We start from the raw sequence: 19,110 nt of genomic DNA, 5'->3' as shown, positions 1-19,110 counted from the left end.
GCGTGACCGACGGCGGCCAGCAGCACGTCGGCGCCGCGGGCGACGGCGGCGGCGTCGCGGGTCTTGGTGTGGCAGATGGTGACGGTGGCGTTCTGCCCCAGCAGCATCATCGCCAGCGGGCGGCCGACGACGAGGCTGCGCCCGAAAACGACGGCGTTCGCGCCTTTCAGCTCGATCCGATAATGCTTGAGGATCTCCATGCAGGCCGAGGGCGTGCAGGGCGGAAAGCCGATCGGTTTGCCGGAATAGACGCCGGCCTGCGACGCGGCGGTGATGCCGTCCACGTCTTTTTCGGGAGCCAGCGCCGCGCGCACGGCGGCCTCGTCGATGTGCTTCGGCAGCGGCATGAAGATCAGGCAGCCGTGGATCGAGGCGTCGGCGTTGATCCGGGCGATGACTTCCAGCAGTTCGTCCTGCGGGGCTTCGGCGGGCAGCGCGAACTGTTTCACTTCCAGTCCCACGGCCGCGGCGCGCTTCGTCGCCCCGCGCTCGTAAGCCAGGTCGTCGCCGCGTTCGCCCATGCGCACGATGGCGAGGCAGGGCGAAACGCCGCGGTCCTTGAGGCGCTGCACGTCTTCCTTGAGCCATTCGGTGAGGGCGGCGGCCACGGCCTTGCCGTCCAGAATCTGAGCCATACAAATCACATGCCTTTCCTGATTGAAATCGGAGAACAAAAACGGCCACGGAGAAGCGGCGGAGCGGCGAACAGGGCAACGGGGTTTCCGGAACGCTCTGCGAAAAGATTGAAATGATCTCGCAAATGTCCTGCTTCGCTGAAAGGTCGTTCAAAAAACGTCCTCTGCTTTTTTGCGCCTCGCCTGTCTGCCCCCCGTTTCTCCGTGGTTGCCGTTGTTTTTGAAGCAGGCGCGCTAGGCGCGAAGGGATGTCATGACGGTTTCGTAGATTTCGTTCGCGCGGGCGCGGTTGTCGGCCAGCATCTTTTCGGCGCGGGCGTCGATGGCGGCGGCGTTGGCGCGGTCTTTCATGGCCTTGGTGTTGATGAAGACGTTCAGCGCCGCGCCTTCAAGCGCCGCGCGGCACAGAGCGGCCCCCACGCCGGCGTCGCTGACGGCCAGGCGCGAGCCCTTTTCGGCGAAGACGGCCATCAGGCCGATGGCTTCGCAGCACTTCTCCATGATCCGCAGCGGCACGCCGCAGGCTGCCCCCAGCGCCGCTTCCATGACGCGCTCTTTCTCGGCGCGCTGCTCTTCCGTGTCCTTGGGCAGGCCGTAGGCGGCGGCCAGCGGCGCGAAGACTTCGGCGTCCCGTTCCACGAGCGCCAGCAGGTCGGCCTGCAGCGCGTCGCACTTTGCCTGCAAGGCTTTGATCTCCTCCTCGACGGAGGCGTACTTTTTCTTGCCGACGGTGAGGCTGCCCACCATGTTGCCCAGCGCGGTTCCGATCGCGCCGCAGAGCGCCGACGCGCCGCCGCCGCCGGGGACGGGCGCCTTGGTGGCGAGAACGGCGACGAAATCCGCGCAGGATTTTTCGGTCATCTTCATGGGACGAGTTCTCCTTTTTTTTCGCGCAGCCGTTCGAATTTGAAAAAAAACGTATGCGTGAACGGCTGATCTTGACTGGCGCGGCGCGATGATGTTCCACGTGGAACATTTCCGCGCCGGCACGACGCGTTTGAAAAAAGGCGGACTGTTTCACGCAGTCCGCCCGATTTTTTTAGAACAGCCCGGAGATCCTGCCGTCGGAATCGACGTCGATGCGTTCAGCGGCGGGGACCTTGGGCAGTCCAGGCATGGTCATGATCTCGCCCGTCAGCGCCACGATGAAGCCCGCGCCGGCGCTGACCTTGAGGTTGCGCACGGTGACCTCGAAACCGCGGGGCGCGCCCAGCAGCGTGGGATCGTCGGAGAAGCTGTACTGCGTCTTGGCCATGCAGATGGGCAGGTTGCCGAAGCCCAAGTCTTCCAGCTGCTTCATCTGCTTGCGGGCGTTGGCCGTCAGGACCACGCTGTCGCCGCGGTAAATCTTTTTGACGATGGCGTCGAGCTTCTGCTCGATGGTCATGTCAAGGTCGTAAGCGTAGGCGAAGTCGTTGGGCAGCTCGCAGAGACGCACCACTTCCCTGGCCAGCTCCACGCCGCCGTCGCCGCCCTTGCCCCACACTTCCGACAGGGCCACGTTGACGCCCAGCTCGCGGCACTTGTCGGCGATGAGTTTCAGTTCGGCCTCGCTGTCGGTGGGGAAGCGGTTGATCGCCACCACGGCGGGCAGCTTGTAGACCTTGGTGATGTTCTCCACGTGCTGCAGCAGGTTGGGCAGCCCCTTTTCGAGCGCGGGCAGATTTTCGTCGTTCAGTTCGGCCTTGGCGACGCCGCCGTGATGCTTGAGAGCGCGCACCGTGGCGACGACGACGACGGCCGAGGGCTTGAGCCCGGCGAAGCGGCACTTGATGTCGAGGAACTTTTCCGCGCCCAGGTCGGCGCCGAAACCCGCCTCCGTGATCGCGTAATCGCCCATTTTCAGCGCCAGACGCGTGGCCATGACGGAATTGCAGCCGTGCGCGATGTTGGCGAATGGGCCGCCGTGGATGAACGCGGGCGTGTGCTCCAGCGTCTGCACCAGATTGGGCTTGAGCGCTTCCACCAGCAGCGCCGCCATGGCACCCTGGGCGTGCAGGTCGCCGGCCGTGACGGGCTTGCCGCCGCGGCTGTAGGCGACGATGATGCGCGCCAGACGGGATTTGAGATCGTCGATGCCGGAGGCGAGGCAGAAAACGGCCATGACCTCGGAAGCGACGGTGATGTCGAAGCCGTCCTCGCGCGGCACGCCGTTGGCCTTGCCGCCGAGGCCGCAGACGATGCTGCGCAGCTGGCGGTCGTTCATGTCGACGCAGCGCCGCCAGATGATGCGCCGCGTGTCGATGTCGAGAGAATTGCCCTGCTGGATGTGGTTGTCGAGCATGGCGGCCAGCAGGTTGTTGGCCGCGCCGATGGCGTGGAAATCGCCGGTGAAGTGCAGATTGATGTCTTCCATGGGCACGACCTGGGCGTAGCCGCCGCCGGCCGCGCCGCCCTTGACGCCGAAGACGGGCCCGAGCGAAGGCTCGCGCAGCGCCACCATCACGTTCTTGCCGATCTTGCGCAGGCCGTCGGCCAGGCCGACCGTGGTCGTCGTCTTGCCTTCGCCGGCGGGCGTGGGCGTGATGGCCGTGACCAGCACGAGCTTGCCGTCGGGACGCTTGCTGTCTTTGAGGAGATTGACGTAGTCGATCTTGGCCTTGGAGCGGCCGTAGAACTCCAGATACTTCCCGTCGATCCCCGCGCCGCGCGCCACTTCCTCGATCGGAAGCATGGGCGTTGACTGCGCGATCTCGATATCGGACGTGTAGGACATGTGAACCCCAACCCTTCTGAATGAATTTTACGGCCGTCTGATCGTTGCGACGCCGTAATTATGTTTCTTTACCGCTCGTAAAGCTTCAAGCCGAAACGCGGGGCGCTTACAGTATCTTGGCGAGACGCCGGTGGTAAAAGCCGAGCCAGTTTTCTTCGGCGTAACGGCCGCTTGCCTCCGGCTCGTGCGCTTCGATGGCGTCGATGATGGCGTTGTGCTCGCGTACGGACGCCATCTTGTCGGGGCCTCTCTCAAAATACAGATTTTCGCAGCGGTTGGCGTGAAGCGTCAACGTGTATATTATATCAGAGATGTAAGCGTTGTCAGCCATCTCCAAAAGATATCCGTGGAATTGATTGTCGAAGGTGGCAAGTTTCTGATTTTCTCCCGCTTCGATAGCTTTCTGAAAAACGGCGTTCAATTCACGCAGTTTTTGTATGTCGCCGTTTTTCTGCTTCTGGCAGGCGAGCCGCGCCGCGCAGCCTGAAAGCAGCGCCAGCGCTTCGTAGATCGTGAACGTGTTGTTTTCGTCGAGCGGGGAGACGTGCGTCCCCTTCGACGGCTCGACATACACCAGTCCCTGCTCCGACAAACGCTGCAGCGCTTCGCGCACCGGCGTGCGGCTGACGTCGAAATACTCGGCGATTTCCTGATCGCTGATGCGTTCCCCGGGCTTCATGGTGCCGTTGACGATCCAGCTTTGGAGGGTCCTGTAGATTTTCTCTTTGGCGCTCTCGCGTATGAATTTTTGTTTTCTCTGAGGAATAGGCATTGTTTTTTCCCTGGCTGTCGTTGAATTTTGTGCTGTACCGCTCGCCCTGATCCCGCGGCGCGCTTTTTGCCGCTTCGTAGAGGATTTATATACGATATGCAACAGAAACAAGTATAACATTTTTACGGACAAGATACACAAAATACCTTTGTAAAATCACAGGGCAAAAAATAAAAGTTCGTAATGTTTGGGAGAAACGTTTCTTCAAATAAAAACGGCGGGCCGCGGAGCGGAGGCTTTCGGCCTTTTCCATCCGCGGCCCGCCGTTTCGGGCGGAGCGATTAATTCAGTCCCGTCGCGACGTTGAATTCTTCGATGAGTTTGTCGATCTTCGGAGCCATGGTACGGATCTCGCCCCAGTAATTGTCGGCGTCATACCACTGGCTATGCAGTTCTTCGCTGGTTTTGCCCTGCTGCTCGATCCATGTGTAGTACTTCAGGTTATGGACGCGCAGGCGTTCGGGATAGGTGAGCTCCAGCGCATTATCGCTTTTTTGCCCGTGCAGGCGGCTCGCGAAGTCGACTTCGGCGTTAACGGCGCCGTACGCCCCGAATTCCGCTTCGAGTTCCTGCAGGCGCGAGCCGTACATTTCCATCGAGTCGGTAAGAATGGTGAAAACGACGTCGTGCTCGTCCATTTCGTAGTACTTGGCGGCCTTGATCGCGCTCAGCAAATTGGCGACGCCGGAAATGCCCAGCAGATCCAACTGTTCCGTAAGGGCCGCGGGCACTCCCGCGCGGCGGAGGAATTCGCGACCGGCAGGTTCGTTGAACAGGCGGATCAGTGCCATGCAGTCGTTATCGTCGATGGCGGTGACCATGTCCGTGTTGCGCACGTTGTGTACCCAGGGCACGTGTTTGTCGCCGATGCCTTCGATGCGGTGTGCCCCCCAGCCGTTGCGCAGCAAGGTGGGGCATTGCAGCGCTTCGCTGGCGACGATCTTCATGCCGGGCCAGATCTGTTTCAGATAGTCGCCGCTGGCGATCGTCCCGGCGGAGCCGGTCGTGTAAACGGCTGCGGCGACGCGGTCGCCCGGGCGCATGCAGCCTTTCGCCACTTCTTCGAGCGCGCCGCCCGTAACTTCGTAATGCCACAGATAATTGCCGAACTCCTCGAACTGGTTGAAGATCACCACGTCGTCGCGGGTCGAGCGCAGTTCATGGACTTTGTCGTAAATTTCTTTGACGTTGCTCTCCGTGCCGGGCGTGGCGATGATCTCGCCGGCTACGGTGCGGAGCCAGTCGAAGCGTTCCTTGCTCATGCCTTCGGGGAGGATGGCGATGGAGCGGCAGCCGAGCAGCTGAGAGTTGTACGCACCGCCGCGGCAATAGTTGCCCGTCGAAGGCCAGACGGCCCAATCGTGGGTGGGATCGAACTGTCCCGTGACAAGACGGGGTACAAGGCAGCCGAAACTTGCGCCGACTTTGTGGGCGCCGGTGGGGAACCACTTGCCGACGAGTGCGAAGATGCGCGCCTTCACTCCCGTCAGCGAACTGGGGAACTCGATGAAGTTGACGCCGCCGTAGAGCCCGCCGGAAGTTTTAGGCTCGTTCTTCCAGGTGATGCGGAACAGGTTGAGCGGGTTGACGTCCCACAAGCCGGTTTCTTTCAGTCCTTCCTTGACTTTCGCCGGCGTCTCCTTGTCGGGGTTTTTCATCTGGCGGAAAGTGGGGATGAGGATATGCCGCGATTTGGCGCGCTCGATGCCGTTCTTTCGTCTTTCCTTGTCGACGAGCAGGTTGATTTGGTCGTACATTTTGAGTCTCTCCTTAATAAATAAAATTGGGGGGAACGCTGAAGCGTATAAAAATGCCGCGGATGAGTCGTTTGGGCAAAAACGTCGTCAGCCGAGAATTTTTATCAGTTCCTCCATGTTTGGGGCGACTTTTGCAGCCGGCGGAACCGCTTTCTGCGCCGAGGCGACGTCTTTGAGGCCATTGCCTGAAATGATCACGGCGACGCGGTCCGACGCCTTGAGACGTCCTTCGCGAGCGAATTTGACGAAACCGGCGTAGGCCGTCGCTCCCGCGGGCTCGGCGAACACGCCGCTTTTTCGCGGCAGTTCGGCGACGGCGGAAAGGATCTCGGCGTCGCTGACGGCGGTCGTATCCCCATGAGAAGCGCGGATCGCGTGAAGCGCTTTCGCCCAGTTGTGCGGCGCGCCCACGTCGATGCTGTCGGCAATCGTGTGCGAGGGGCCGAATACGATTTTATCGGCGCCCTCCTGAATCGCCCTGTGGATCGGGCAGGCGCCCTCCGCCTGAACGCCGATGATCTGAGGAATACGGTCGATGACGCCGATCTTGTACAGATCGTAAAAACCCTTGTACGTCGAACTGACGATGCAGCCGTCGCCGACGGAGACGAAAACTTTGTCGGGGACGTCCCAGTCGCACTGTTCCGCGATCTCCATCGCGCAGGTCTTTTTGCCTTCGACGAGGAACGGGTTGATCGCGCAGTTGCGGTCGTACCAGCCGTAATGTTCGATGGCCTCGATCGCCAGCCGCACCGCTGCGGCGTAATCTCCCTTGACGAGGAACACCCGCGCGCCGAACACGAGCAGCTGCGTCACTTTGGCGACTGGCGCCGTTTCCGGAACGAAGATCACGCTTTTCAATCCCATGTTGGCGGCGAAACCCGCGAGCGAACTGGCGGCGTTGCCCGTCGACGCGCAGGCGAGAACGTCGCGGTTTCGCTCCGCGGCGAGCGTTACGGCGACGGCGCTGGCGCGGTCTTTGAGCGAAGCCGTGGGATTGCGTCCGTCGTCCTTGATCAGAAGCTGCCCGACGTCGTATTCGGACGCGATCTGGGGCATATCGTAGAGCGGCGTCCAGCCGACCTGAAGCGTGGGGCGGCGCGAATTTTTCCGCATCGGAAGCAGGGCTTCGTAGCGCCAAAGACTGAAACGCGGATCCGCCGCCAGAGAGGTGCGGTCGATCTGTTTTTTCACTTCGTCGTAGTCGTACAGCACGTGCATAGTGCCGTGGATCCCGCAGTCGGGACACGTTTTCAACGTGCTTTCGGCGGGGAATTCGCGCCCGCAGAGGGCGCATTTGAGCGTGTAGAAAGCCATGACGTGCCTCTAGCGAAGAACGGCGCGGACGATGCCCTGATAGCCTTCGCAGGCCTTGCAGAGCTGGTCGATCTCGATGTATTCGTCGACCACGTGGGCCAGCGATTCGAGCGAGCCGCCGAAGCCGACGGTGGGGATCCCCGCCTTGCCGGCGTAATAGCTGCCGTTGGTGCAGAAAGCGTAATGGGAGAATTCCGGATTCAATCCGGCGTTCCTCAGCCCTTCCATCGCCGCCGCGACGAACCAGTTGTCTTCGGGGAACAGCCAACCGGGCGCGTAGCGCGTCGCGGAGATCGTCTCGCCGGTGTAGCACTTTTCCGTGCCGGTAGCCAGATAAACTCTGGCGTCCAGACGGGGATCGAGCTTCTTCTGCGCGTCGACGATGTCCTGAATCTGCTTCAGCACCTCGGCGTCGGTTTCTCCCACGAGCAGACGCCGGTCGTACGTGACGCGGCACTTTTCGGGCACGACGCTGGCGCCGGGATAAGGGGAGGAAATGATGTCGGTCAGTTCGAGAATGCCTTTGCCGAGCACAGGCTGCTCTTTAGGCTTGAAATCGCGCTCGATGGCGGTCAGAAGCGGCGCCATCGTCTTTACGGCGTTAAGGCCGACCTCGGGATTGGACGAGTGGGCGGATTTCCCCAGAGTCTCCAGTACTACTTCGGCGCGGCCGCGCTGGCCGCGCTTCAGATTCAGCGACGAAGCTTCGCCGATGATCACGCAGTCGGGCTTCCAGCGGATCCCCAGTTCCTCGGAAGCGACGCCCTCGAAGCATTCTTCGTGCACGCCGCCGCAGACGATCAGTTCTCCGTTAAGTTCGGCATGATTTTCTTTGAGCAGTCTGGCCGCCATGATTGCGGCGCCCAGATTGCCCTTCATGTCGCTCGTGCCGCGGCCGTACATGCGCCCGCCGACGATCTCGGCCGCGAAAGGATCGTGAGTCCATTTGGAGCGGTCGGCGATGTCGACGTGATCCATGTGGCCTTCGAAGAGCAGCTTTTTGCCGCCTTTGCCGAACACCATGCGCCCCGAAACGTTGCCGTAACGGTCGCGTTCGGTGGAGTCGAAGCCGAAGCGCTTCATCGCGTTTTCGACAAAATCGGCGATTTTGTCCTCGTGCCCGGAAAGACTGGGACAGCGAATCATGCCGCGAACCAGTTCGACCAATTCGTCCTGCCATTTTTCACTCATCGGGAAAAGCCTCCTTGAACGTTTAATGAATGGTTTCGGTTTTTCTGCGTAATTATTGAGTCTGGCTATAAGTTGTTGTCCTTAGTCCATTGCTTGTAAACCTTGAAAAATATAGGCGCGAGCGCAAGCATGGCGATCATGTTGGGGATTCCTTCGATGCCGGTTGAAATGTCGACGATCGTCCAGACCAGATCGACGTCCTGCGTCACGGCGACGAACGGCGGGATCAGCCAGAAAACGTTGAAGATACCCATATTTTTTTCGCCGAAGACATAAACGACGGACGTCTTGTATTCGAAGTAGTAGCCGATCATCGTCGTGAGAGCTGCGAGCATGACGGATATGGAGACGATCCACGCGCCGAATTTTCCGTACAGCGTATCGAATGCGGAGATGGTAAGGGCGATGCCGTTCAAACCGCCGCTCCACACGTCGGGAGCCGAAAGCAGGATAACGAACGCGGTCATCGAACACATCACGATCGTATCGACGAAAACTTCGACGATGCCGTACAGACCCTGCTGGCAGGGGTGCCTGGTGATCGACGTGGCGTGAACCATCGAAGCCGTTCCCAGTCCGGCTTCGTTGGAGAAAACACCTCGCGCCGCGCCGTACCGGACGGCGAGGATCATCGTGCCTCCGGCAAAACCGCCGACGGCGGCATGGGGGTTGAAAGCGTACTTGAAGATCATGCCGACCACTTCGGGCAGTCGCGCGATGTTCGTAAAAATAACCCCGAGCGAAAATACGGTATAGACGACGACAAAGTAAGGCATGATACTTTCGGCGAAACGCCCGATGCGTTTGAAACCGCCGAAGCATACGAGCGCGGTAAGAATGACGGCGCAGACGACGGTGGCCAGGGGCGGGATACCGAAAGTGCTCTTGAGGGCCGAAGCCATCGTGTGAGGCTGGACCCATACGGCGGTGCCGAGGGCCCCGACGATCATCATCACGCCGTAGAACATGGCGAGCGGCTTCCATCTTTTACCCATGCCCTTTTCGATGTAGTACATCGGGCCGCCGTAAAAGGCGCCGCTCTCCGTTTGCTCGCGGAAATGAACGGCCAGAACGACCTCGACGAATTTCGTCATCATGCCGAAAAGGCCCATGATCCACATCCAGAAAACGGCTCCCGGACCGCCGGTCGCGATCGCGGTCGCCACTCCGGCGATATTGCCGTTGCCGATACATCCGGCGAGAGCCGAAGAAACGGCCTGCAGCGGCGTGATCGTGCCTTCGCCTTCGAGCGCGTCCTTTCTGAAGCACTTGCCGAGCGTTTCTTTGAGGACGTAAGGAAGCTTGCGGATTTGAAAGAAGCCCGTCCCCAAACCGAAAATCAGACCGCACAGGAAAATGAGAATCATCATGGGCCAGCCCCAAAGCTCGCCGGCCAGCCAGTTTAAAAATTTCGACATGATCGCTTGCCTCCTTCTTGGCTTGTGATGAAATACGAAAGACGCCGGACTTGTTACGCGCGAATGGAACGCTCCGTCGCTATCGCCTGAAAAAAATCACTCCTTATCGAATCGCAGCACTTTGCCCGCTTTCCCCTTGACGACTTGATTGCCGTCGACAACCAGCCGGCCGCTGACGACGACGTATGGAATTCCGGCGGAGTACTGCATGGGATCGGTATAAGTCGCTTTGTCGGCCACCGTCTCGGGATCGAAAATGGCGATGTCGGCGGCATAGCCTTCCCTGAGTAAACCGCGCTCTTTCAGCTTGAAGATGGAGGCGGGACGGGAGGTCATCTTGCGGATCGCTTCGGGCAGCGTCATCAGTTTGCGCTCGCGCACGTAACGACCGAGAATGCGCGAGAACGAACCGTATACGCGCGGATGCGGACGGGCGCCGAGAATGCCGTCGGTGCAAGGATTTTGGAGACGATGCGCGATGATGGCCTCGACGTGCTCTTCCAGTCCGTAAAAGTCCACCAGGCCGACCGCCAGTTCCTCTTCGAGCAGCAAATCGAACGAGGCGTCGAAGGGATCTTTGCCGCGGATCTGGCCGATCTCGATCATATTCTTGCCGACCAGGTCGGCGTTCTTCGGCGTCTTCACGAACGTCACGAAAATGTTTTCCATGCCGGCGAAATCGACGAAATTGTCCCAGCCGGGGATCCCCTTGGCGATGTCGGCCTTCATGCGCGCGCGGGCGTCCTTGTCGGCGAGACGAGCAAGACATTTTTCCGCGCCTCCGTCGTGGGCCCACGGCGGCAGAATGACGCTGAACGTGGTGCTGCCGGCGGCGTAAGGGTACTGGTCGAACGAAAGCTGGATATCTTTTTCCCCTTCGTCGAGCTTTTTCATGACGGCGTCGAAGAGATGGGCATTCTTCATGCCGCAGACTTTGAAATGCGAGAAATGAATGGGGCAGCCCGACTTGCGGCTGATGCGGAACACTTCGTCCATCGAGTTGAGGATGTCGTCGGCTTCGCTGCGCTGGTGAATGACGAACGGCAAATTGTATTTGGTCAAGACGCTGGTGACCGCGGCGATCTCATCTTCCGTCATATAGTTGCTGGGAGGGTAGATGAGCCCTGTGGAGAGGCCGACCGCGCCCGCGCCGATGCATTTTTCCAGCAGATCCTTCATCATGTCGATCTCGCTGGCCGTGGCGGGGCGGTTCTCAAGACCCATTACGCACATGCGGATATTGCCCGTCGGCGCCAGGTAGGCGAGATTGGGCCCCAGCGGCATCGCGTCGAGGCGTTTCAGATAGTCTTCGGCGGAGCGCCATTTCCAGTCGACCGGGTACTGTCCCTCCAGCCCGGCCATCGTCTTTTCCCATGAAGACAGAAATTCCGGCACGACGGGAGCCAGCGACATCCCGTCCTGACCGATGATGTCCGTCGTGACGCCCTGAGTCGTTTTATTGGCGATTTCGGGTTCGACCAGAGCCACCAGGTCGGAGTGACTGTGCGTGTCGATAAAACCGGGAGCCACCGCCAGCCCCGCGGCGTCGATCGTGCGGCGTGCCTCGGCCTGAACGCTGCCGACGGCGGCAATTTTGCCGTCTTTGACTGCCACGTCGGCGCGAAAGCCTTCCTTGCCGTCGCCGGCATAGCACATGCCGTTTTTGAGCAACAGATCGTACGTCATTGCCTTCCCTCCTCAAAAAATTTAAATCAAGACTCTCTCGAACGTGAGTTAAAGCTTCCGCCGTCCGTTTACCACGCGCCGACGACGTTCGCGCCCAGAAGCAGCTCGGGCAGCCAGCACGACAGGAAAGGGAAATACGTTGTCAGCAGCAGGACGGGGATGGAAACGTAGAACAGGAAAGGCAGCATCGCTTTCGTCAGGTCGGCCGCGGAGATTTCCGACAGACGCGACCCGACGAAGATCGACATGGCGAACGGCGGCGTCATCACACCGATGCCGACGTTGACCACCATGATCGCGCCGAGGTGGACCAGGTTGACTCCCAGTTCCGTCATCAGGGGCAGCACCAGCGGCACGACCAGAATGAGAATGGGAATACCGTCGAGGAACATGCCGAGGAAGAGCAGGAATACGTTGAGCATGAGCAAAATCATGTACTTGCTCGAAAACATCGAAAGCATGGCCGACGCCACCTGCTGAGCCACGCCCTGCCGGGTCAGGTAACGGGTCAGAACCGTGCCGCCAGCCAACAGCAGCGTGGTCATGCCGAACGTTCCGACCGTGCTGGACAAGGCTTTTTTCAGGCGCTTCCAGGTCAGTTCGCGGTAAGCGAACCAGCCGACCAGCAGACAGTAAATGGCCGCGATGCCGCCGGCCTCGTTGGGCGTAAAGATGCCGCCGTAAATGCCGATCAAAATCAGCGCCGGACAGCCCAGCGCCGGCAGGGCTACCCAGCCGGTGCGGCACACCTGTTTGACGGAAGCGATAAAAGTCTTGGGCAGTTCCGGGACTTCAACGCTGGAGGATGTGTATTTGTCGACGTAGAGGTAATTGAGGATGCAGTAGCCGAGAGCCAGCAGCAGACCGGGAAAGACGGTGGAAAGGAACAGCGCGCCGACCGATTGTCCGGCCAGCAGACAGTAGATCATGGCCGGCACGCTGGGCGGAATCAGATATCCCAGGTAGCTGGACGAGCAGAGCAGCGCCGTCGTGTAGACGCGGCTGTAACCGAATTTTTCCAGTTTGGGGACAAGCAGGGGAATCAGCGCAGCGATACAGGGAACCGAAGACCCCGTAAGCGCCCCCATGAACAGCGTGGCGACGATGCCGACGGCCGTCAGGCCGCCCTTGAGGCGCCCGACCAGCGCGTAAGAAAAATTGACGATGCGGTCCGCCAGCCCGGCCTCGCCGATGAGAGCGCCGGAAAAAACGAAAAAGGCAATGGCCATGACCGTCGAGGAGTCGAGCGAATGGAAAAAGGAGTTGGCGATGAAGGTCATCGTGCCGCCGCCGAGAATGACGCCGAGGGCGGTCGCGCCGATGAAAACCCAGCCGATGGGCAGCCCCGCGACGATACCGACGAGGAACGTAACGAGAGTTGTGGAAGTGCCGAGATCGAACATTACTCCTTCACCTCTTTTTCCCAACGGAGTTTTTGCAACTCGAAAATATCCTCGCAGACATGCCAGCCGTAATGAAGAACGCTCAACACGATCATGACGCCCATGGCGTACACGAGCCAGCTCGTGTTGAACCAGCGCACCAGCGTAGCGAACTCGGGATGCTTCCAGGCGCGTTTGACGACGCGCAGCGTGGGGCTCCACATGGCCAGGATCATCGCGACGGTGACGGCGCTCTTCGCCATGTCGAACAGAGCGCGTTTCGCCCGGCTGTCCTTGCACAAGACGTCGGGAAGGATGTCGACGGCGATGTGCGTCTTCACGGCGGCTCCGTAGGAAATCGCCACATAAATAGTGAAAATAAAGATGTACAGCGCCGCGTCGCTGATCCACATGATTTCGAAATGGAGCCAGTAGCGGTTTACCACCTGACAGAACGTGAGGATTATGGCCAGCAGGAGCCCGAGAGAGCCGAGAAAGAATTCGGTTTTCTGCAGGAAAGAAAAGAGTTTTTTCATAATGCACCGCCTTTTCTGTCACAGAGATCTTGCTTCAAAAAAGGGGACGGCTTTCGGGCCGCCCCCTTGTGAGACTGAGTGTTACTTTGCAGCTGCGGCCTTGTCGGCTAATACTTTTTCGCGGTTGATTCGGAGCTGGTCGAGAATCTTCACGGTCATATCCTGACCGGGGAAGTGCTTGTCGAGCCACGGCTTGCAAAGATCGTTCCAGTTGTCGAGATTGCGGGCGCGGTTGCGGAACTCGGCGCGCTCCGCCTCGGTCGGATAGTAAATTTCGAAGTTCGGCTGCTTCTTGAGGAACTCTTTGAAATTGCCCTCTTCGGCGATTTGGATGGCGTACTGATCGGCTTCGGCTTCGTCGGCCGCCTTCCGGATCGCGGCTTTGAGATCGTCGGGCAGCTTCGCCCAAAGTTCGGCGTTGATGACGACTTGATTGGCGTCCCACATCCAATCCAGAGACGTGTAATACTTCATGACCTCGCAGTGACGCTCCTCCACGAGCGAAGGCCACATATCCCAGCAGCCGTCGACCACGCCCTTCGCCAGGGCGTTGTAAAGATCGCCCCACGGCACGGTTTCGACGGTCATACCCGTTCCCTCGGCCATGTTCTGCAGGCCGCGGACGCAGCCGAGCGACGAAGAAACGCGCATTTTCAGATTCTTGAAATCAGCCGGCGTTTTGATCGGGCGCACGCTGTTGCCGATGCCGTAGGAGCCCTGCGAAACGGTGAACAGAATGTGAACGCCGACTTCCTTCATGGCCTCCTCGAGAGGCACGTAGAGACATCCGTCGGGGCGCGAGAAAGCCATCTTGCACTCTTCCCACGATTCGACGGTCCACGGCATCCAGTTGAACATGCCGCCGGGAACGAGATTGACGTAAGGAGCGAAACCGCACATCTCGATTTCGCCGTCCTGCACGGCGTGGAAGATCTCATTGAGAGTCCCGAGCTGATTGTCGGGGAAAAACTCGACTTCGATACGGCCGTTGCTGTATTTCTTGATTAACTCACAGAAAAGTTTGTAGGACTTGCCCTGCGAGGCACGGACCGAGGTCTGCCCGAAACGCCACTTATACTCCGGAGCGGCGGAAGCCGTGCCGGCGCCCAAAATCATAACGACAGCTGCTGCGGCGAGTGCCTTTCTCACAAAACACGTTTTGACCATAGTGATTTCCTCCTAGAATAATGTAGTCGCACTCCTCTTTTTATTTAATGAAATTAAAACATAACGCTGAGAGTTGCTTTTCTTGAAGAGACTCTTGACTGGCGCTGCTTTGGAAAAACCGGCTAAGTTTTCTTCCAAAGAATTGATAATCCCCTAGAATTTGCCTTGCACAGCCATTTGAGCGTACATGCAGCATGCGCCGAGCATGCTCTGTATATCGCAGCATTCGTCTGTCGCGTGAGCCATGCTTATGTCTCCGGGACCGAATACGATTGTGGGAAGTCCGAGCATACCGGCCGTAGCAACTCCGTTTGTACAGGCGCCCATGTGGAAAAGGACCGGTTCTGATTTCCGGATCGACTTGTACGCTTCCGCGGCGGATTTGACGAGGCTGCTGTTCTCGTCTATATCCCATGCCGGAAGAAACGAGTGGAACATGAAATTCATGCCTGTCCAGCTGATGCCTGAAATATCACTGTACTTCCATGCAGCCGGCGTTCCCGCTACAAGGCTGTCCATTTCCTTTTCTATAAACTTTTTGTCTTCGCCTGTGACAAGTCTGCGGTCAAGTATTATTGTCGCGTCCATGGGAACGGAATTATTGGAGGCTGTATTGCAGTATATGTTTGATATCGCGACCGAGCCGCACTCGCCGCTTGCATTTTTCTGTGCCGCCAAATCAGTGCAAAGCTGCTCGACTCTTTTTATTACGGGAGCCAGCAAGTACACAGGATTGATGCCGTTTCTCGGAGCGCTGGCGTGACACCCCTTTCCGGGCATGTTGATCTCTATAAGAGCTCTTCCCCGATGGCCTGTAGCTATCTTTAGGTCAGTCGGTTCACAAATGACCACGGCATTGGGTTTGAGAGACGACCAACTAAAATACTCTCTCACGGCCTCTCCGTCGTAGTCTTCCTCCATACAGGAGGCGGATACCACGACGGCGACGTTATCAGGAATTCCTATTTGCTTGGCTATATATCCGCCGTACACAGACGCTGCCAATGGACACTTCATGTCCACCGCTCCTCGCCCATAGATCTTGCCGTCATGGATTTCGCCGCCAAACGGAGGGTACTTCCATTTTGGTCCGTCGTTTACCGCGACGGTGTCCATGTGGGAATCAAAAAATAATATGTTCTTCCCACTTCCTAACTGTCCGATCACGTTGCCATAGGGATCTACGTTTACTTTATCGTAGCCGAGACTATGCATTTTGCTCGCAACGAGCTCCGCGACGGATTCCTCGGAACAAGTCATGGATTTTGTTTGTACGAGCTTTACGGCAAAATCAATAATGTCCCGCGCTATCTCGTCTACGATCTTTTTTATCCGGGACCCGTCATTCATTTAGAATGGTCCCCACTTAATAAGCTGAGCGATAACCATGAATGCGGCGGCTAACACCGTCCATATGATAAACAGAGGAGCCATCTTCTTCATCCATTTTCCATAAGGAACGTGCCCGAGAGCCAGAGTCGCCATAAAATATCCTGACACGGGGTAAAAAATGTTCGAGAAACCGTCGCCATACTGAAGAGCGAGAACAGCCGTTTGCCTTGTAACTCCGACCAGATCCGAAAGAGGGGCCATGATGGGCATGGTGACGACGGTCTGCCCCGAACCTGAGGGGATAAGGAAGTTCATGATGGTCTGCACGATGAGCATACCCACGGATGTAACGCTTGCCGGCAGATTTTGAAGCACAGTCGCCAGATTGTGTATGATGGTATCTGTAATCTGAGCGCTGCTCATAACCACAGATACGCCTCTGGAAAGTCCGACGATCAAGGCTCCCAAAAGGACCTGCTGACATCCGTTCAGGAACGTAGAGCAGATCTCGTTGGGGTTCATGCCTGAAATAAGGCCCGATACCATGGCCATTCCCATGAATATGCCGCCGATTTCAGGCGTATCCCAGCCCCATTGAAACACTCCGTATACCATGATGACGAACATGACAAGAGCGGCGATACCGGCGAGTTTTTGCCTGCCTGTCATCTTTTTTTCCTGATTTGATGCCGTTTCAAGTTCTTTTCTGAGAACGAGGTCTTCTTCATACATGATGGAAGACGTGGGATCTTTTTTTACCTTGGCTGCGTATGACATTACGTAAACTATGCCCGCAAGCCCGACGACTATAAGAGAGATAAGTCTGAGTTGCCAACCCGACAGCAACGGGAGACCTGCGATTTTTTGACCGATGATGGTTGTGAACGGATTTGCTATAGCTGACGTGAATCCGATAGCGGAACCGCAAAGCGCGGTAGCGCACGCCGTCATGGAGTCAAATCCCAGCGCCAGCATGAGCGGAAGTATGATCGGCACATAGACCATGCATAACTCGCACATACCAATAAAACAGTCTATGGCAGCGAAAGTGATCATGAGTATTGGAATTATCCATATGCCGCGATTTTTCATCTTTTTGGTCAACCATGATATGGCGCCTCCTATGGCTCCGCTCTGGTTGACAACGTAGAATCCGCCGCATACGCAGAATGTAAGAACAACCACATATCCCGCGTCAACGAAACCGTTAGGAAACGCTTCAAGCAGATCCATAACGCCCGTAGGGTTCGATTTGACCACATGATAGGATGTGGGGTTAATAATCATTCTTCCCGTGGTCGCGTCTGCGACTCTGTCATATACCCCCGCAGGCAGTACGTAGCTCAGAAGTCCTACAAGCAGTATGATGGCATAAAGGATAATAAAGATATGAGGCATGGTAAATTTTTTCTTCCCACCAATATTTTCTTTATACATATTTTTCCTCCCTCTTCGTCTTAGGCCCAATACAGGATAGCATCCATATCTCGCTCGTCCGAGCAGTAATCAATGTGTCCAGGATTCTGGGTACATATCAGTTTTGTCTCCGTTCTCTTATTTGAAATACGTAAGCGGTAGCATAGCGTACAAAGCGGCGCATGTTACTAGATCCTGTTTCCAGGTGATTTCATTGGGAGCGTGGGCTTGAGCTTCGCTGCCGGGGCCGAATCCTATAACGGGAATATGATTTCTTCCCATGATGGACACTCCGTTTGTTGAAAAAGTCCATTTATCCACAAGGGGGCGTCCCGCACGTACGCTTTTCTGAGTCTGGGGGGAAGTCCTGTCGTTTCCATAAAGCTCTTTGTGCGCTTGTTCCATGGCGAGAGTAAGCTTATGATCTCTTGGAAGTATCCACGTGGGGAAATAGCTCTCTATGGGATATGTAAGCCCTGTGTACGAAGCTCGAGCATATTGATACACGCTGACCTTTACGTCATCCCCGTATTTTTTAACCGCGGGCAACGTCCTTATCTCGGCCAAACAGCTTTCCCATGTCTCGCCGGCAGTCATGCGCCTGTCCAGCGATATGGAGCAGGAGTCAGCTACGGCGCATCGGCTTGGAGAGGTGAAAAAAATTTCCGATACGGTAATCGTTCCCTTCCCTAAAAAGCTTGCTTCGGCATAATCCGCGTTGTACCTGCTGTCGAGCATTTTCGCGAGACCCTTGATCTTATCTCCGGCAGAGAACCCATTTTCGTTAAGCGCTCTGATATCTTGTAAAATATCTGCCATCTTATATATGGCGTTGTCGCCTCTTTCAGGTGCCGAGCCATGGCATGAAATACCTTTCACGTCTACGCGTATCTCCATACGTCCGCGCTGGCCTCTGTATATACCTCCGTCTGTGGGTTCGGTAGACACTACAAACTCAGGCTTTATGCCGTCTTCTTTGATAATGTATTCCCAGCAAAGCCCATCGCAGTCCTCTTCCTGAACGGAGCCTGTTACTAAAACGGAGAAGTCGTTGTTCAGAATTCCCAGCTCTTTCATGATTTTGGCTCCGTAAACCGCGCTTACAATCCCTCCTAATTGATCCGATACGCCTCTTCCACCGATTTCTGTCTCGTTTTCGTATCCGTCGTACGGGTTAAAATCCCAGTTTGTTATATTACCTATGCCGACGGTATCGATGTGTGCGTCAAAGGCGATAAGTCTATTCCCTGTTCCCATATAACCTAGGACATTGCCCATGGGATCTGTTTCAACTCTGTCAAAAGACAGTTTCCTCATTTCTTCTGCTATGACTGTTGCGTGGGGCTTTTCTTCTGAACTTTCCCCTGGATGTTTCACTATTCTTCTAAGAAATGCCGTCATGTCTTTTTCATATTTTGCGGCAGCTTCCTTGATTTTTTCTGTATTCATAATTTCTACCTTTATAAACCATGCGTTTGTCCATAAAATTGCGGAGTCTATTAAAGAGACTGTACTATAAACCGTGCTTACGATTTGCTTTTATTGAGGACGGTGTTTTAGTACAGCCCGGGATAAAGCGGCTTGGCCGCGCAGAGCTCGGTGATCTCGGCGCGGACTTTCCCGATCTCCGCTTCGTCGTCGATGTGGGTGACGACGCGGTCGATCCAGCCGGCGATCTTGTCCATCTCCTCGTGCCCGAAGCCGCGCGTGGTCGCCGCCGCCGTGCCGATGCGCACGCCGCTGGTGACCATCGGGCTGAGGGTCTCAAACGGGATGGTGTTGCGG

General features: G+C 57.2%; 15 protein-coding genes and 1 pseudogene. All 16 read right to left on the bottom strand.

All coding sequences use genetic code 11. From position 1 onward, the window contains the following. On the bottom strand, positions 1-635 hold a 635-nt coding region (locus HMPREF7215_RS11005; RefSeq protein WP_040551161.1), incomplete at its 3' end, for a bifunctional 5,10-methylenetetrahydrofolate dehydrogenase/5,10-methenyltetrahydrofolate cyclohydrolase. 234 nt (positions 636-869) lie between these two features. Continuing rightward, the gene (locus tag HMPREF7215_RS11000) at positions 870-1,502 is read right to left on the bottom strand and encodes a cyclodeaminase/cyclohydrolase family protein (RefSeq protein ID WP_009165974.1); all 633 of its coding nucleotides are present in this window, start codon (positions 1,500-1,502) and stop codon (positions 870-872) included. Between the two features lie 172 nt (positions 1,503-1,674). After that, positions 1,675-3,351, bottom strand: a complete 1,677-nt coding sequence (locus HMPREF7215_RS10995; protein WP_009165973.1) for a formate--tetrahydrofolate ligase — start codon at positions 3,349-3,351, stop codon at positions 1,675-1,677. Between the two features lie 106 nt (positions 3,352-3,457). Next, positions 3,458-4,123: a GntR family transcriptional regulator gene (locus HMPREF7215_RS10990; protein WP_009165972.1), complete on the bottom strand. Its 666-nt coding sequence runs from the start codon at positions 4,121-4,123 to the stop codon at positions 3,458-3,460. Between the two features lie 281 nt (positions 4,124-4,404). Next, entirely contained in the window at positions 4,405-5,880 is a 1,476-nt protein-coding gene (locus HMPREF7215_RS10985) for a pyridoxal-phosphate dependent enzyme (RefSeq protein WP_009165970.1), read from the bottom strand. Positions 5,881-5,967: 87 nt separating this feature from the next. Then, positions 5,968-7,197, bottom strand: a complete 1,230-nt coding sequence (gene thrC / locus HMPREF7215_RS10980; protein ID WP_009165969.1) for a threonine synthase — start codon at positions 7,195-7,197, stop codon at positions 5,968-5,970. A gap of 9 nt (positions 7,198-7,206) precedes the next feature. Continuing rightward, positions 7,207-8,388 (bottom strand): YgeY family selenium metabolism-linked hydrolase, encoded by a 1,182-nt coding sequence (locus HMPREF7215_RS10975; RefSeq protein WP_009165968.1) that lies wholly within the window; start codon positions 8,386-8,388, stop codon positions 7,207-7,209. A gap of 65 nt (positions 8,389-8,453) precedes the next feature. After that, positions 8,454-9,806: an alanine/glycine:cation symporter family protein gene (locus tag HMPREF7215_RS10970; RefSeq protein WP_009165967.1), complete on the bottom strand. Its 1,353-nt coding sequence runs from the start codon at positions 9,804-9,806 to the stop codon at positions 8,454-8,456. Positions 9,807-9,902: 96 nt separating this feature from the next. After that, a complete protein-coding gene (locus HMPREF7215_RS10965; protein WP_009165966.1) occupies positions 9,903-11,492 on the bottom strand; it encodes an N-acyl-D-amino-acid deacylase family protein in 1,590 nt (529 codons plus the stop codon). A gap of 68 nt (positions 11,493-11,560) precedes the next feature. Continuing rightward, entirely contained in the window at positions 11,561-12,895 is a 1,335-nt protein-coding gene (locus HMPREF7215_RS10960) for a TRAP transporter large permease (RefSeq protein WP_009165965.1), read from the bottom strand. Continuing rightward, positions 12,895-13,410: a TRAP transporter small permease gene (locus HMPREF7215_RS10955; RefSeq protein WP_009165964.1), complete on the bottom strand. Its 516-nt coding sequence runs from the start codon at positions 13,408-13,410 to the stop codon at positions 12,895-12,897. The genes HMPREF7215_RS10960 and HMPREF7215_RS10955 overlap by 1 nt, the downstream gene beginning before the upstream one ends. An 81-nt stretch (positions 13,411-13,491) precedes the next feature. Beyond that, positions 13,492-14,577, bottom strand: coding sequence for a TRAP transporter substrate-binding protein (locus HMPREF7215_RS10950; protein WP_009165963.1), 1,086 nt, complete (start codon positions 14,575-14,577; stop codon positions 13,492-13,494). A gap of 153 nt (positions 14,578-14,730) precedes the next feature. Beyond that, complete coding sequence (locus tag HMPREF7215_RS10945) at positions 14,731-15,927, bottom strand: YgeY family selenium metabolism-linked hydrolase (protein ID WP_009165961.1); 1,197 nt, start codon at positions 15,925-15,927, stop codon at positions 14,731-14,733. Beyond that, positions 15,928-17,346: a YfcC family protein gene (locus HMPREF7215_RS10940; protein ID WP_009165960.1), complete on the bottom strand. Its 1,419-nt coding sequence runs from the start codon at positions 17,344-17,346 to the stop codon at positions 15,928-15,930. A gap of 117 nt (positions 17,347-17,463) precedes the next feature. Beyond that, positions 17,464-18,774, bottom strand: coding sequence for a YgeY family selenium metabolism-linked hydrolase (locus HMPREF7215_RS10935; RefSeq protein ID WP_009165959.1), 1,311 nt, complete (start codon positions 18,772-18,774; stop codon positions 17,464-17,466). Between the two features lie 107 nt (positions 18,775-18,881). Beyond that, positions 18,882-19,110, bottom strand: a pseudogene (locus tag HMPREF7215_RS10930) (serine hydroxymethyltransferase); the annotation flags it as partial.

Origin of the sequence: Pyramidobacter piscolens W5455 (assembly GCF_000177335.1) — a bacterium.
Lineage (GTDB): Bacteria > Synergistota > Synergistia > Synergistales > Dethiosulfovibrionaceae > Pyramidobacter > Pyramidobacter piscolens.
This window is presented reverse-complemented; position numbering and strand designations above follow the sequence as displayed.

Excerpts from the sequence above, each read along its gene's own strand:
- HMPREF7215_RS10975 (WP_009165968.1), bottom strand. The coding sequence starts at position 8,388 with ATGAGTGAAAAATGGCAGGACGAATTGGTCGAACTGGTTCGCGGCATG.
- HMPREF7215_RS11000 (WP_009165974.1), bottom strand. The coding sequence starts at position 1,502 with ATGAAGATGACCGAAAAATCCTGCGCGGATTTCGTCGCCGTTCTCGCC.
- thrC (WP_009165969.1), bottom strand. The coding sequence starts at position 7,197 with ATGGCTTTCTACACGCTCAAATGCGCCCTCTGCGGGCGCGAATTCCCC.
- HMPREF7215_RS10950 (WP_009165963.1), bottom strand. The coding sequence starts at position 14,577 with ATGGTCAAAACGTGTTTTGTGAGAAAGGCACTCGCCGCAGCAGCTGTC.
- HMPREF7215_RS10985 (WP_009165970.1), bottom strand. The coding sequence starts at position 5,880 with ATGTACGACCAAATCAACCTGCTCGTCGACAAGGAAAGACGAAAGAAC.
- HMPREF7215_RS10955 (WP_009165964.1), bottom strand. The coding sequence starts at position 13,410 with ATGAAAAAACTCTTTTCTTTCCTGCAGAAAACCGAATTCTTTCTCGGC.
- HMPREF7215_RS10970 (WP_009165967.1), bottom strand. The coding sequence starts at position 9,806 with ATGTCGAAATTTTTAAACTGGCTGGCCGGCGAGCTTTGGGGCTGGCCC.
- HMPREF7215_RS10940 (WP_009165960.1), bottom strand. The coding sequence starts at position 17,346 with ATGTATAAAGAAAATATTGGTGGGAAGAAAAAATTTACCATGCCTCAT.
- HMPREF7215_RS10965 (WP_009165966.1), bottom strand. The coding sequence starts at position 11,492 with ATGACGTACGATCTGTTGCTCAAAAACGGCATGTGCTATGCCGGCGAC.
- HMPREF7215_RS10935 (WP_009165959.1), bottom strand. The coding sequence starts at position 18,774 with ATGAATACAGAAAAAATCAAGGAAGCTGCCGCAAAATATGAAAAAGAC.
- HMPREF7215_RS10960 (WP_009165965.1), bottom strand. The coding sequence starts at position 12,895 with ATGTTCGATCTCGGCACTTCCACAACTCTCGTTACGTTCCTCGTCGGT.
- HMPREF7215_RS10995 (WP_009165973.1), bottom strand. The coding sequence starts at position 3,351 with ATGTCCTACACGTCCGATATCGAGATCGCGCAGTCAACGCCCATGCTT.
- HMPREF7215_RS10990 (WP_009165972.1), bottom strand. The coding sequence starts at position 4,123 with ATGCCTATTCCTCAGAGAAAACAAAAATTCATACGCGAGAGCGCCAAA.
- HMPREF7215_RS10945 (WP_009165961.1), bottom strand. The coding sequence starts at position 15,927 with ATGAATGACGGGTCCCGGATAAAAAAGATCGTAGACGAGATAGCGCGG.